The 14086-nt window shown below is 70.3% G+C and carries 9 protein-coding genes; 3 read left to right on the forward strand and 6 right to left on the reverse strand.

Annotated features, from left to right (window positions below; genetic code table 11):
* Window positions 1-261: 261 nt before the first annotated feature.
* The 3 genes from J2853_RS15355 to J2853_RS15365 are packed head-to-tail and all read left to right on the forward strand — an operon-like array spanning window position 262 to window position 5037.
* Window positions 262-1956, forward strand: coding sequence for an ABC transporter ATP-binding protein (locus J2853_RS15355; RefSeq protein ID WP_307558452.1), 1695 nt, complete (start codon window positions 262-264; stop codon window positions 1954-1956).
* Window positions 1953-3908, forward strand: coding sequence for an ABC transporter ATP-binding protein (locus J2853_RS15360; RefSeq protein ID WP_307558453.1), 1956 nt, complete (start codon window positions 1953-1955; stop codon window positions 3906-3908). Before J2853_RS15355 ends, J2853_RS15360 begins: the two co-directional genes overlap by 4 nt.
* A gap of 52 nt (window positions 3909-3960) precedes the next feature.
* Window positions 3961-5037 (forward strand): iron-siderophore ABC transporter substrate-binding protein, encoded by a 1077-nt coding sequence (locus tag J2853_RS15365; protein ID WP_307558455.1) that lies wholly within the window; start codon window positions 3961-3963, stop codon window positions 5035-5037.
* 188 nt (window positions 5038-5225) lie between these two features.
* Here the strand turns inward: J2853_RS15365 and J2853_RS15370 are convergent, their stop codons facing one another.
* The 6 genes from J2853_RS15370 to J2853_RS15395 all read right to left on the reverse strand — a co-directional run bounded on the left by J2853_RS15370 (window position 5226) and on the right by J2853_RS15395 (window position 13949).
* Window positions 5226-7262, reverse strand: a complete 2037-nt coding sequence (locus tag J2853_RS15370; protein WP_307558457.1) for a beta-galactosidase — start codon at window positions 7260-7262, stop codon at window positions 5226-5228.
* 97 nt (window positions 7263-7359) lie between these two features.
* Window positions 7360-9525 carry an alpha-glucuronidase gene (locus tag J2853_RS15375; RefSeq protein ID WP_307558459.1) on the reverse strand — a complete coding sequence of 722 codons (2166 nt, stop codon included), beginning with the start codon at window positions 9523-9525 and terminating at the stop codon, window positions 7360-7362.
* Window positions 9526-9605: 80 nt separating this feature from the next.
* Window positions 9606-10292, reverse strand: a complete 687-nt coding sequence (locus J2853_RS15380; RefSeq protein WP_307558461.1) for a YesL family protein — start codon at window positions 10290-10292, stop codon at window positions 9606-9608.
* 100 nt (window positions 10293-10392) lie between these two features.
* Entirely contained in the window at window positions 10393-12030 is a 1638-nt protein-coding gene (locus J2853_RS15385; RefSeq protein WP_307558462.1) for an ABC transporter substrate-binding protein, read from the reverse strand.
* Window positions 12031-12090: 60 nt separating this feature from the next.
* Entirely contained in the window at window positions 12091-12957 is an 867-nt protein-coding gene (locus J2853_RS15390) for a carbohydrate ABC transporter permease (RefSeq protein ID WP_307568694.1), read from the reverse strand.
* A 2-nt stretch (window positions 12958-12959) separates the two neighbouring features.
* On the reverse strand, window positions 12960-13949 hold the full coding sequence (locus tag J2853_RS15395) for an ABC transporter permease (protein ID WP_307558464.1): 990 nt from the start codon (window positions 13947-13949) through the stop codon (window positions 12960-12962).
* Window positions 13950-14086: the final 137 nt, after the last annotated feature.

The raw sequence follows: 14086 nt of genomic DNA on the forward strand, positions 1-14086 counted from the left end.
GCGTTCGAGGGTTTTCCGGCGTTTGACGAGGTCCACCGCCCCGGGTGGACCATCGGGTCCAATATGCACGCCAAAAATTGGACTGGCAAGTCCAGTTCATTCGCCCGGCTCGACCCGTCGGAGGCGCGCGCGAGGGAGGCCCGATCCGGATCGGCGAGCACGCGAGCCCGCCGGCCGGAAACCGGCAGGACTGGCCCACCGCTGCAAATGTAGGCTAGCCTTACCTAAATTTCCTGATAGGGCTGTTCCTGAGGAGTACGGGTGGTTTTGGCGGCTTCGTCGGGACGAGATGTCCTGAGGCGTGCGATCAGGGGGCAACGGCGGGACGTCGCGCTCGGTTCACTCCTGGGAGCCGGGCACCAAGCCGGGGAGGCGCTGGTCCCCGTCCTGATCGGCATCGTGATCGACCAGGCCGTCGCCAGGGGCGAGGTGAGCGCGCTGCTGCTCTGGCTCGCCGTCCTCGCCGTGGTCTACGTGGGACTGTCGTACAGCTTCCGTTTCGGCGCCCGCGCCGGGGAACGGGCCGCCGAACAGGCCGGTCACGTGCTGCGCGTGGAGCTCGTACGGCGGGTGCTGCACCCCGGCGGCGGGGCCGAGAACGGCCGGCTGCCGGGCGCCCTGACCACGATCGCGACCGAGGACGCCAAGCGGGTCGGCGCCGTGAACCTGGCGGTGATGTTCGGGATATCGGCGATCATGGGGCTTCTCGTGGGTGCCGTGGTGCTGCTGTGGATCTCCCTCCCGCTCGGCCTGATCGTGCTGCTGGGAACGCCGGTGCTGCTCTGGCTCGGGCACCTGGTGAGCAAGCCGCTGGAACGTCGCAGTGAGGCCGAGCAGGAGCGGGCCGCGCACGCGTCAGGCGTCGCCGCCGACCTGGTGGCCGGGCTGCGGGTGCTCAAGGGCATCGGCGCCGAGGACGCGGCGGTCGACCGCTACCGGCGTACCAGCCGTGTCTCGCTGGTCGCCACCCTGCGCGCGGCGCGGGCGGAGGCCCTGCAGAACGGCACGGTGCTCGCCCTGACCGGGTGCTTCATCGCCGTCGTCGCGCTGGTCGGCGGGCGGCTCGCCGTCCAGGGCGACATCAGCCTGGGCCAGCTGGTCTCGGCGGTCGGGCTCGCGCTGTTCCTGCTCGGCCCGCTGGAGGTGTTCGCCTGGGTGAACGCCGATCTCGCCCAGGGCCGAGCGTCGGCGGCGCGCATCGCCGAGGTCCTGTCCACGCCCCCGGACGTCACGGCAGGCGGCGGGCGACTGCCGCTGCCGGTACGGGGTGAGGTACGGCTGCGCGGCGTCAGTCACGGCGGGCTGCGCGAGGTCGACCTGGACGTCGCGCCCGGCGAGCTGCTCGGCGTGGCCGCGACCGACCCCGCGGACGCGGCGGCCCTGCTGCGCTGCCTGAGCCGGCAGGCCGACCCCGAGGCCGGGGTGGTCGAGCTGGACGGCGTATCGCTGCGCGAGCTGGACCCGGCCGACCTCCGCCTGGCGGTGCTGGTGGCCGAGCACGACGCGGACCTGTTCGAGGGCACCCTGTGGAGCAATGTCGGCGCCGCCGGTCCCGGGTCGGCCGATCCGGGACCGGCGATGGCCGCGGCCGGAGCCGACGAGATCGTCCGGGCGATGCCCCGGGGCGGCGACACGGCGGTGAGCGGGCGCGGGCACTCACTGTCCGGCGGGCAGCGCCAGCGCGTGGCCCTCGCCCGGGCTCTGGCCGCCGACCGGGCCGTGCTGGTGGTCCATGATCCGACCACCGCGGTCGACGGGGTCACCGAGGCCGGCATCGCCCCCGGCATCCGTGAGATCCGCCGGGGCCGCACGACGATCCTGGTCACCACCAGCCCCGCGCTGCTCGCGGTCGCCGACCGGGTGGTGTTGCTCGACGGCGGCCGGATCACCGACACGGCCTCACACGCCGACCTGGTACGACGCCATGCCGCCTACCGGACGGCGGTCCTCGCGTGAGCGGCGGCCCCGGTACCGGGAAGGCCGAGACGACGACCACCACGGAGGACCACCAGATGCCGGATCCGGCCGGAGCCGACACCCCGGACACCTCACGGGACCGGGAGGCGGACGCGGCGCGGGCGCCGGAGGGGGCTCGGGAGCTGCTGCCCGTCGCGACCCCGGCCCGGACCCGCGCCGTCGTCCGCGAGCTGCTGCGCCCGCACCGGGGACTGCTCCTCGGCGGATTCGTCGTGATGGTCGCGGCGACCGTCGTGGGACTGCTCACGCAGCCGCTGCTGGGACACATCGTGGACCTGGTCACCGTCCGCCGCCCGGTCGAGGCGCTCACCATGCCGGCGGTGCTCCTGGTGCTCGTCGCGGTCGCACAGGGAATCACCACCGCGCTCGGGCTGTCGCTGATCTCGCAGCTCGGGGAGACCGTGCTCGCCCGGTTGCGCGAACGGTTCGTCGAGCGAGCCCTGGGTCTGCCCCTGGAGCAACTGGAGAAGGCCGGCTCGGGCGACCTCACCGCCCGCATCACCGGCGACGTCTCGCTGGTGGCCGAGGCCATCCGGAGCGCCCTTCCCGAGCTGGTCCGTTCGGTGCTGGCCATCGTGCTGACGCTGGGGGCGCTGGCGGTGCTCGACTGGCGGTTCATGCTCGCGGCACTGCTCGCGGTGCCGATCCAGGCGCACACCGCGCGCTGGTACGTGCGCAGAGCCTCCTCGATCTACGCCGAGCAGCGCGTCGCCACCGGCGTCCAGCAGCAGCAGTTGCTGGATACCATCGGCGGCGCCTCCACCGTCCGGGCGTTCCGGCTGGAGGATGAGCACACCGAGCTGGTCACCCGGCGATCCTGGTCCGCGGTGGAGCTGACGATGCGCGGGGTCCGGCTGATGCTGCGGTTCTACAGCCGTCTGCACCTGGGCGAGTACATCGGTCTGGCCGCGGTCCTGGTGGTCGGGTTCCTCCTGGTACGCAGCGGATCCACGTCCATCGGCACCGCGACGGCCGCGGCACTGTACTTCCACAGCCTGTTCACGCCGATCAACTCCGCGCTCGTGCTGATCGACGACGCGCAGTCTGCCGGCGCGAGCCTCGCCCGGCTGGTCGGGGTCGCCGACCGGCCGGTGGAGGAGCCGGAGCGGACGCGCGCGCGGTCGCCGGAACCCACCGCCCCGCTGGACGAGGTGGTGACGGTGACCGGGGTCGATCACGCGTACGAGCCCGGCCGGCCCGTGCTGCACGACGTGAACCTCACGCTCCGATCCGGGGAGCGCGTGGCCCTGGTCGGCGCCAGCGGCGCGGGCAAGACCACGCTCGCCAAGCTCATCGCCGGCATCCACCGGCCGACCACCGGTTCCGTACGGCTGGCCGTCGCCGGACCGCACGGGACCGGCCCCGCGGTGGCCCTGGTCACCCAGGAGGTGCACGTCTTCGCCGGGCCGCTCGCCGACGACCTGCGGCTGGCCGGCCCCGGCGCCACCGACGACGAGCTGCGCGAGGCTCTCACCCGGGTGGGCGCCCTGACCTGGGCCGAGGCCCTGCCCGACGGCCTGGAAACGGTCGTGGGCGAGGGCGGCCACCGCCTCACCGCCACGCAGGTCCAGCACCTCGCCCTCGCCCGGCTGGTCCTGGCCGGCCCGCCGATCGCCGTGCTCGACGAGGCGACGGCCGAGGCGGGCAGCGCCGGGGCCCGTGTCCTGGAGAAGGCGACCGAGCGGGCGATCGAGGGCCGCACCGCCCTGATCGTCGCCCATCGGCTCACCCAGGCCGCGACCGCCGACCGCATCGTCGTCATGGACGACGGCCGGATCGTGGAGAGCGGCGGGCACGACGAGCTGCGCGCCGCCGGCGGAACCTACGCCGCCCTCTGGGGGGCGTGGTCGGACACCCGCTTCGCCGCTCCTTCGCATGACACTGCACCACCCGCCGGCTCCCCCGCCCAGGACGCCGCCGCTCCCCTCTGACCTTCCACACCCAACGCGTCCACCGTCTGACGAGAAAACGAAGGACCCCCTGATGCTCCGCTCCCTGAGAGGCGCCCGGCTCGCCGCGGCGTTCGTCTCCATGCTGCTGCTCTCCGGTACCGCCGCCGCGTGCGGCTCCGGCTCCGGCTCCCCCGCCGCCGCTCCCGGCACCGCGGGCTCCGGCGCCGCCGCACCGGGGAGCGGCGCCTTCCCGGTGACGATCGAGAACAAGTTCGGCAGCACCACCATCACGTCCGAACCCCAGCGGATCGTCACGGTCGGCCTGACCGACCAGGACGCCGTGCTGGCCCTCGGCAAGGTCCCGGTCGGCACCACCGACTGGCTCGGCGGCTACAAGGGCGCCATCGGCCCCTGGGCGACCGGCAAGCTGGGCTCCGCCGCCGTGCCGACCATGCTCACCGACACCGGCACCGGACCGCAGGTCGAGAAGATCGCCGCGCTCGCGCCGGACCTGATCCTCGCGCTGTACTCGGGCCTCACCAAGGAGCAGTACGAGACCCTGTCGAAGCTGGCCCCGGTCGTGGCCCAGCCGAAGGAGTACAACGACTACGGCATCCCCTGGCAGGCGCAGACCGAGATCATCGGCAAGGCCCTCGGCAAGGAGGCCGAGGGCAGGAAGCTCGTCGAGGACGTCACCGCCTCGTTCGCGGCCGCAAGGAAGGAGCACCCGGAGTTCGCCGGGGCCGGTGCCGTGGTGGCCACGCCGTACGAGGGGTTCTTCGTCTACGGCAGCCAGGACTCACGCTCGCGCACCCTCACCTCGCTCGGCTTCACACTGCCGTCCGATCTCGACACCGTCATCGGTGACCAGTTCGGCGCCAGCATCAGCAAGGAGCGCAGCGACCTGCTCGACCAGAAGGCGATCGTGTGGACCGTGCCCGACCTCGTCAAGGGCCCGGCCGCGCTGCACGAGGACAAGCTCTACAAGGATCTGAACGTGGCGAAGGAGAGCCGCGAGGTCTTCATCGGGGAATCCACCGACTACGGCAAGGCCTTCTCGTTCGTCACCGTGCTGAGCCTGCCGTACGTCATCGAGCGGCTCGTTCCGCAGCTCGCGGCGGCCGTCGACGGCGACCCCGCCACGAAGGTGGAGGAGCCGGCGGCCTGACGCGCCACGAGAGAAGGAGGGCCGGGCCGCGAGCCGATTCGCGGCCCGGCCCTCCGCGTTCTCCGGGTGCCGTTCGGGATGATCGCCCGCCGTTCCCGAGCCGGAGGCCACCGCCGCGGCCCGGATCCCCGCCGACTCAACGGCGCCCGTTCCCCTGCCGGCCGCGCGTGGTGCTGCCGGGGGGTGCGTCACACGGGCGCCTGCCGTGTCCTGCGGATCACCGCGGCTCCGAGGGGGGCCAGGGTGATCTCTTCGGCGGCCGGCGTTCCGGTGAGGAGGTCGGTTCCCCGGCCGGTCAGGGGAACGGCGGCCGTTCGTTCGGCGTCGTGGTTGAGAAGGAAGAGGTACTCCTCCCGCTCGTCCGCGCGCACGACGCATTCGACCTGGGCGGGCACGCCGGGGAAAGGACTCTCCACGCCCGCGGCGCGCACCTCCTCCAGCAGCACCTCGGCGAAGGCCGTCTCCTCCAGCAGAGTGGCGACGTAGACGACCCGGCCGGAGCCGTAGGCGTTGGCGACGATCGCGGCGCGGCCCTTGAGCAGTCCGTCGGCGTAGACCGCCAGAGCGGTTCCCGTCTCGAGGTGGAGGTCCTCCCGCCACCAGCTCGCGGTCGTGGTGTGCCCGTCGGCGAACCGTACGGTGAACCGCTCGCCAGGGCGGGCCGGCCAGTATTCGTCGATCCTGGCCCCGATGAGATGGCGGAAGGCGCCGGGGTAGCCGTCCGGGCGGACCCGGTTGCACTCGTCCACCACCCCGGAGAAGAAGGACATCACGACGGTGCCGCCCGCGCGGGCGAACGCGGTGATCGCCTCCACGCCCCGGTCGTCGATGAGATAGGCGTTGGGCACGATCAGCACCCGGTAGGGAGCGAGGTCGCTGTGCGGGGAGACGACGTCGACGGCGTGGTGGCGCTCCCACAGCGGCGTGTAGTGGCGCATGACGGTGTCGGCGTAACCGAAGTCGTTGCGGGGCAGCCCGGCGACCTCCTCCAACCCCCACCAGCCGTTCCAGTCGAACAGGACGGCGACCTCGGCGCGGCCGGTCGTCCCCGCCACGGGTGCGAGGAGCTCGACCTCGCGGCCGAGGTCGGTGACCTCGCGGAAGGTCCGCGAGCCGGGCCCGGAGTGCGGCAGCATCGCGGAGTGGAAGCGTTCCTGGCCGCCGCGAGCGGCCCGCCACTGGAAGAACATGACCGAGTCGGCGCCGCGGGCCACCGCCTGGAGCGAGCCGAGCCGCATCCGTCCGGGCTCCTTGACCACGTTGAGCTTCCACTGGCTGACCGCGCCGGCCGCCTGTTCCATGAGCATCCACGGCTGCCCTCCCTTGAGGGAGCGGAACAGGTCGAACTGGAAGGCCGCCGACACGTGCGAGTCGGGATCGGCGGGGTCGGGGTAGATGTCCAGGGCCACGGCGTCCTGGAACGGAGCCCACCTCCAGTAGTCGGCGTTCCGGTAGAAGCGCATGAAGTTCGTCAGGACCGGGATGTCGTCGCGGAAGGAGCGGACGATGTCCCGTTCGGCGAGGTAGCACTCCAGGAGCGCGTCGGAGGTGAAGCGTTTGAAATCCAGGATGCGGCTGGGGTTCATCCAGGTGCGCGGGATGTTCGGCACCTCGATGTGGTCCCAGTCGGTGTAGACCTGGCTCCAGACGCGTGTCGTCCACGCCTCGTTGAGGGTGTCGAGATCGCCGTACCTGCGCTTCAGCCACCGCCGGAAGTTGGCCGAGCTCGCCTCGTTGTACGCCGTGGGGCCGTGCTCGTTGCCGATGTGCCACATCGCCAGTGCCGGGTGGAAGGAGTAACGCTCGGCGAGCCTGGTGGTGATGCCGGCCGCGTACCGGCGGTAGATCGGCGAGGAGGGGTCATAGTGCAGACGGCTCCCGAACCCGAACGGCTCGCCGTCCGCCATGATCGGGAAGACCTCCGGGTGCAGGTACGTCAGCCAGGCCGGGGGCGCCGCGGTCGGGGTGGCCAGGTCGACGGCGATGCCGTTGTCGTGGAGGAGGTCCATGACCTCGTCCATCCAGCCGAACTCGTACCCGCCGGGCTCGGGTTCGAGCGAGGCCCACGCGAAGACGCCGAGCGTGACGACGTTGACGCCGGCCTGCCGCATGAGCCGCACGTCCTCGCGCCAGACGCCGGGATCCCACTGTTCGGGGTTGTAGTCACCGCCGAACGCCAGGCCGCCGACGCGGTTCCTGAAGCCGTCCATTCGAGGGTTCGTCATGGTGGGACACTCCCGTGGTGATGCCGCTGAGCCGGAAACCCGCCGCGGGCCGAAGAACAGGACGACGAGCGGGGACGGTGCGGACCGGGCCTGGGCATCAAGGGATGCGGCGGCCGTGGACGTCGGGCACCCCTGATTTGCGGAGGAAATAGGCGTTGATCTGGTCGCGCCACTCCCGCGCGCAGCGGAGTTGCTCGTCGAGGAGGTCCGTCACCCGGGCGTGCAGTGCCGCCGGCACCGATCCGGTGCCGGCGAGGGTCTCCCACAGCGACCGGAGCTCGGCCACCCGCTCCACCCCGGCGAAGTGGGTGTCGTAGATGTGCTGGATGACGGTGGACCCGCTGTGCAGCACATGCCCGTACGGGACGTGGTGGAAGAACAGCAGCAGCTCGTCGGGGCAGCGCTCGAGCGACTCGTACACCTCCGACCAGGGCGGCGGGTACTGGCCGGTGAACCCGGTCCCGGTGGCGCGGGTGCGGTCCACCCCGACGCCGTCGCGGTCGGCGAAGTGGTAGGTGCCCCACGGCGTGTACTCGTACCCGTCGACGTCGGGACCGTAGTGATGCCCGGGACGCACCATGAACCCGACGCCGAGCGGCGCGGTGTAGCTCTCGTAGGTGCGCCAGGAGTCGTCCATCATCGCGTGCAGGGTGCGCCGCAGCCCCTCGGGATCGCCCGTCGCCACCGGTACGAAGGTGAGGTCGATCCATTCGTCGAGGATCTCGGCCGGATCCGTCCACGGCGCCCAGGCGAGCCGGCCGAACGCGTACAGGTTGGCCTGCGCGAGCGGGTGGCCGGTCCAGTATGCGTCGTCTCCCACGTTGGAGACCCCGACCAGGCCGCCGCCCCCGCCCGGCGCCCGCCCGTCGTGTTCCCCTCCCTCGCCGTCCGCCACCGCGCCGGCGAGGTGGGCCACGGTCGGGCCGGCGTGTCCCCAGGGGCGGAACCCGAGCACCTCGCTCCACATGGGGGCGAGATAGCACACGTGCCGCTGCTGACCGGTGTACTCCTGCGTCACCTGAAGCTCCACGGCCACGCGGGTGGCCGGCATGGCCGCGACGACGGGCGACACCGGCTCCCGTACCTGGAAGTCGATCGGGCCGTGCTTCACCTGGATGACCACGTTGTCCCGGAATCGCCCGTCGAGCCGGGCGAAGTGGTCATAGGCCGCGCGGGCCCGGTCGGTCGACCGGTCGCGCCAGTCCTGCCGGTGGTCGTACACGAAGGCGCGCCAGTGGACGACCCCGCCGAACGGCGCCAGCGCGTCGGCGAGCGCGTTCGCGCCGTCGGCGTGGTCGCGCCCGTACGCGAACGGTCCCGGCTGCCCCTCCGAGTCGGCCTTCACCACGTAGCCGCCGAAGTCGGGGATCGTCTCGTACACCCGCTCGGTGGTTCCCGCCCACCATGTCCGCACGTCCTCGTCGAGCGGGTCGGCGGTCGGCAACCCGCCGAGGACGACGGGCGAGGCGAAACCGACCGACAGATGCACCCGGATCCCGTACGGCCTCAGCTCGCCGGCGATCGCGGCGACGTCACCGAGCCGGTCCGTCAGCAGGTGGGCCTCCGTGGCGTGCACGTTCACGTTGTTCACCGTGATCGCGTTCACCCCGCACGCGGCCAGCAGCCGCCCGTAGGCCCGCACCCGTCCCAGGTCGCCGCGCGGGGCGCCGTCCCGCCAGAAGATCGAGCCGCCCGCGTAGCCGCGCTCGACCTGGCCCATCACCGGATGCACGTCGACGTGGTCCCAGTGATCGAGCATGCGCCGGGGCATCGCGGGCCGGTGATGCTCCGGCGGCCGGGCGGCCCCGAACGCCGTCTCGCCGAGCCGTACGACGTGGAACAGGCCGTGGAGCAGGCCTGCCGCCTCGTCGGCGAGCACCACCGTGACGCCGTCGTGGCGGGCGATCACGAACCCCTCGTCACCGATCGCGCGGCCGCCGGATTCGCCGGGTCCGCGGCGCCGCCGGAACTCGGCCTGGACCGTCTCGACGACGGCCGGCAGGGGCCCCGCCGCGGAGAGCGCGAACACGAGGTCGAACGGCTCGCCGGTCCGGTCACCATGTGTGTCCCGGTCGCCGGTCCCGCCGGGCGCGGAGTGCCGCACGCCGCCGCCGTACCGGGCGCAGGCCCGCGCCACCTCCTCCCCCACCGTGTCGACGAGGGGGCCGTCGCCGCGCACGAGCGTACGACGCGAGCCGATCGCCCGGAAGACCTCCGGCGGCAGCCACGCCGGGTGGACGTCGGCAGGTTCGTAGAGGGTCACAGGGCTCCTTCGGCCGAGGTGCGGGGCCGTCGGGGCGGCCGGTCCGGACGGGTGGTCTTCGGTGACGGGGGTCCGCGGCTTCAGGTCGTGAATCTGTCGCGGACCTCGGCGATCATCGGGCGGCTGTTCAGCAGAAGCATCGAGGCGAGCACCGACGCCAGCAGCACCGACGCCGCCTCGGAGGCGACCAGCGTGACGCCGGCCGCCACGATCAGGAGGCCGGCGTTGCCCAGCGTGGCCCGGGGGGAACGAGTGAGGAAGTACGCGGCCAGGCGGGCCACGTCCCTCGCCCGGAAAGCGAACAGGGAGGTGATCACCAGCGCGTTGGCGACCCAGAGGGTCGCCGCCAGCGCGATGAGGACCGACAGCACGGCCCACCACCCCGGGACTCCGGCGGCGGCGAGGTTCCCGAGGCTCGACCCGATGACGGCCAGCCACACCAGCCACGGGACCCAGAGCTTCACGACCCCGCGGACGTTGGCCCGGTAGCCGCGCCAGAACGCCGCCGCGGGATGAAGATCGGTGAGATCGCGGCGACGATGGTGCAACGCGTACAACGCGGCCGAGAGCGCGGGACCGGCCGGAAGCAGGCAGGCCGCGGCCAGCGGGACGTTGGCGGCGTCACGGTCGAGCAGAACCAGCCCGACCAGTCCGGGCACGACGGCGGTCAGGAGGAGGAGCTCGACCACGAGCAGGGTGTAGACGAGCGCGCAGGCGCGGGAGAGGGGTCCTTCCCCGAACCGGCGTCCGGCCGTCGCATCGATCATCGGGGAGACTCCGGCTCGGTCCGCATCACTGTCCTTCGCTCACCACACCGGCCGGTTCCGTCGCACCCGGCAGCCGGTGGCCCCGCACCGGGCGCGGCCGTCATCCGTGTTGCTTCTTGAAGCGCTCGTGGGCGGCGTTCACCATGTTGACGAAGGACGACATGTTCTTCCCTTCGAGCTCGGCGACGTAGGCGTCCCATTCGCCGAAGTCGCGCTTGCCGAGGATGAACATGACCGTGTTCTGGGTGACGTGGTCCTTCAGCGGTGTCTGCCACAGCGTCACCTGCTCGCGCTCCTCGTCGGTGAGCGGGTGCGGAGGCGGCACCGGCACGGGCTTCCTCGCGTTCATCACCTTCTGGAACGCCACCTCCTCCTCGGAGAAGGTCGACTGGAGGAGTTCGGTGGCCCCGCCGTAGGCGAAGACGCCGTTGGAGAAACCGAAGTCCTTCTGCAGGTGCTTCGGCGCCTTGGGATTGAGCCCGACGAAGTCGACGTCCGATGCCAGCTTGTACTTCCCGGACGCCTCCTTGGTATAGGTGACCCCCTCGACACCCCACTTGGAGAACGCCTGACCCGCATCGGAGTACCAGAGCCAGTCGATGAACTGCATCATGGCGACGAAGTTCTTGCTGTCGCGAGCCTTCTTGGAGATCATGACGCCGTTCTCCAGGCGGGTGTTCCCCGCCCCGTACTTGATGGGTCCGAGCGGGCCGACGGGTAAGGGGATCTTGACGAGCCTGGCCTCCGGATTCGCCTTCTCCAGCGGCGGCCGATACTCGTTGACCAGCGTCTGCGCGTTCGAACTGATCACGAAGGACTTGCCGGACACCAGCTTCTGGATCGCCAGGTCGTCGGCCTGCGTGAAGCTCTCCGGGTCGAGCAACTCCTCCTTCACCAGCGTGTTGAGGTACTGCAGCATCTGCTTGTACTGCTCCATGGCACCGGTGAAGGCGAATTTCTGGACAGCGGGGTCCCACATCACCCCTTCCCCGTAACCCCAGCCGCCGGGGGCGCCGTAGGAGATGCCGATGATGTTCAGCAGGTTGGCGCCGGGCGTGAGGGTTCCCCAGCGGTCGGACAGGGGGTAGGAGTCGGGGTATTCCTCCTTCAGCGCCTTCAGCACGGTGCGCAGTTCCTCCCAGGTCTGCGGAATCTGGAGGCCGAGCTTTTCGAGGATGTCCGCACGGACCGCCAGGGAGTAGTCCACCCAGGGGTTCTCGTGGAGCCCTGGGAGCACGTAGAAGCGGCCGTCCGACTGCCGGAGCGTGTCCAGGTCAGGCTGGAGATTCCACTTGGCGACCTTCTCCTTGAAGTTCGGCATCAGGTCGAGATAGTCGCTGACCGGGAGGATCGCGCCGGAGGCGACGAAGGGGGTCTCCTGAGCGGGGTACGTCTTCGGGATGATGAGCGGGGCGTCACCGGCGCCGATCACCAGGCTGCGCTTGTTCTCGTAGTCGCTGAGCGGCACCACACTCGACTGGAACGTCACGTTGGTCCGCTTGGTGAGCTCCGACCAGAACAGCCAGTCGTTCTTGATCGGGTAGAACGGGTGGTTGTTGTAGAGGACGGTGAACGAGAGCGGCGCGGCTGCCTTGAACTGGCTACCGGCGCCGTAGTTGGGCATCGCGCCGTCCCGGTTCGCCGAGAGGTTGTCGGTCTGCGGCTTGGAATCGTCACTGCCGCAGCCGACGAGTACGGCGAAGGCACCTATCGAGACCATCGCCTGACGCCGGTTCATCTGGTACATGGGAGTCCTTTCTCTCAAAACGAGTGGGGTGGAGAGCGACCGAGGCGGGGCCTATCCCTTGACCGCGCCGAGCGTGACCCCCGTGACGAAGTACCGCTGGACGAAGGGGTAGATCCCCAGGATGGGGAGGATGGTGAGCACCATCGTCACCGCCTTGATGTTGGCGGCCACCGTCATGTTCATGGCGTCGGCGCCGACGGACGACGCGCCGGTGGCTCCGGCGATCAGGTTGCGCAGGAAGACGGTCACCGGGAAGAGATCGGACTGACTCATGTAGAGGAAGGCGGAGAACCACGAGTTCCAGAACGCGACGGCGTAGAAGAGCACCATCGTGGCGATCACCGCCTTCGACAGCGGCAGCACGATCCGGAGCAGGATGCCGTAGGTGCTCATGCCGTCGATCGCGGCGGCCTCCTCCAACTCGACCGGCAGTCCCTCGAAGAACGCCTTCATGATCAGGAGGTTGAAGACGCTGATGGCGTTCGGCAGGACGATGGCCCAGAGGCTGTCCTTCAGCCCGAGGCTGGTGATCAGGACGTAGTTGGGGATGATGCCGCCCGAGAAGAACATGGTGAAGACGGCGATCCCGATCAGGAACGTGCGGCCCTTGAGATGTCTCTTGGACAGGACGTAGGCGTAGCAGGTGGTCATGAACATCGCGATCAACGTGGCGACGACCGTGTACACCACCGTGTTGCGGTAGTTCGTCCAGAACGTCGGGTCGGAGATCACGTATTCGTACGTGGTGAGGGTGAACCCGCGGGGGATGAGGTTGACCTGACCCGACCGGATGAAGTTCTCGTCGCTCAACGAGCGGGCGACGACGTTGAGGAAGGGGTACAGGGTCACGATCACGACGCCGGTGAGGATGACGGCGTTGACTCCCTGGAATACGCGGTAGCCCCTGGTCCTGTCCATGGTCACCACAGGCTCGTCCCCACTGTGCGACGGGAGATCAGGTTCGCCGACAGGACCAGGGTCAGTCCGATCAGGGCCTCGAACAGGCCGATCGCCGTGGCGTAGCTGAAGTTGTTGGAAACCACACCCATGCGGTACAGGTACGTGGAGATCACGTCCGCGGTCGGGTACGTCAGCGGGTTGTAGAGCAGGAGGACCTTCTCGAACCCGACCGCCATGAACGCGCCGATGTTCAGGATCAGCAGGACGACCGCGGTCGGCCGGATGCCGGGCAGGGTCACGTGCCAGGTCTGCCGCCAGCGGCCGGCGCCGTCGATCCGGGCCGCCTCGTACAGCTGGTCGTCGATGGTCGTGAGCGCGGCGAGATAGAGGATCGTCCCCCACCCGACGGTCTGCCACATCTCCGAGGAGACGTAGATCGTACGGAACCATTCCGGCTGCTGCATGAACGTGATGGGATCGTCGCCCGCCACGCGCAGGATCTGGTTCACCGGCCCGTCGCCCGACAGCAACTCCACGACGAGGCCGGCCACGACCACGATCGAGAGGAAGTGCGGCAGGTAGGACACCGACTGGACGAACCGCTTGAGGCGCCGGTGCCGGACCTCGTTGATCAGCAATGCGAGCACGATCGGCATGGGGAAGCAGAACAGCAGGGTCAGCGCGCCGAGGACCAGCGTGTTGGTGAACACCTGCCAGAACGTCGGGTCGTTCAGGAACATCCGCACGTAGCGCAGACCCACCCACTCCTCGCCCAGCACGCTGCCGCCGGGCTCGAACTTCCGGAAGGCGATCACGTTGCCGATCATCGGCAGGTACCGGAATATCGCGAAGAACAGCAGCGGGAGAATCGCCAGCGAGTACAGCTGCCAGTCGCGACGGAGCGCCTGACGCCAGGTACGGCGGGGGGCGCGATTCCGGGCGGGATCGGGCTTCGTCTCGTGGGGATCCCGGGTGCCGGATGACACGTCGACCGTCCTGACCGTGCTCATCCCGGTGCCTCCGGTGAACGCGCCGGCGGCCGCGGCCGGCGCCCCACAGGCTGGGTGGTCTTCTCGGCCGGTGTTCCGGGTGGATGGGGCGTCTCGTCTCGGCCGATGGGATCGGACCGGATATCTCGCCATCGTGC

The organism is Streptosporangium lutulentum (assembly GCF_030811455.1).
Lineage (GTDB): Bacteria > Actinomycetota > Actinomycetes > Streptosporangiales > Streptosporangiaceae > Streptosporangium > Streptosporangium lutulentum.

What these genes read in the sequence shown, in the direction of transcription:
- J2853_RS15365 (WP_307558455.1), top strand. Translation starts at nt 3,961, where the DNA reads ATGCTCCGCTCCCTGAGAGGCGCCCGGCTCGCCGCGGCGTTCGTCTCC.
- J2853_RS15370 (WP_307558457.1), bottom strand. Translation starts at nt 7,262, where the DNA reads ATGACGAACCCTCGAATGGACGGCTTCAGGAACCGCGTCGGCGGCCTG.
- J2853_RS15380 (WP_307558461.1), bottom strand. Translation starts at nt 10,292, where the DNA reads ATGATCGATGCGACGGCCGGACGCCGGTTCGGGGAAGGACCCCTCTCC.
- J2853_RS15385 (WP_307558462.1), bottom strand. Translation starts at nt 12,030, where the DNA reads ATGAACCGGCGTCAGGCGATGGTCTCGATAGGTGCCTTCGCCGTACTC.
- J2853_RS15390 (WP_307568694.1), bottom strand. Translation starts at nt 12,957, where the DNA reads ATGGACAGGACCAGGGGCTACCGCGTATTCCAGGGAGTCAACGCCGTC.
- J2853_RS15395 (WP_307558464.1), bottom strand. Translation starts at nt 13,949, where the DNA reads ATGAGCACGGTCAGGACGGTCGACGTGTCATCCGGCACCCGGGATCCC.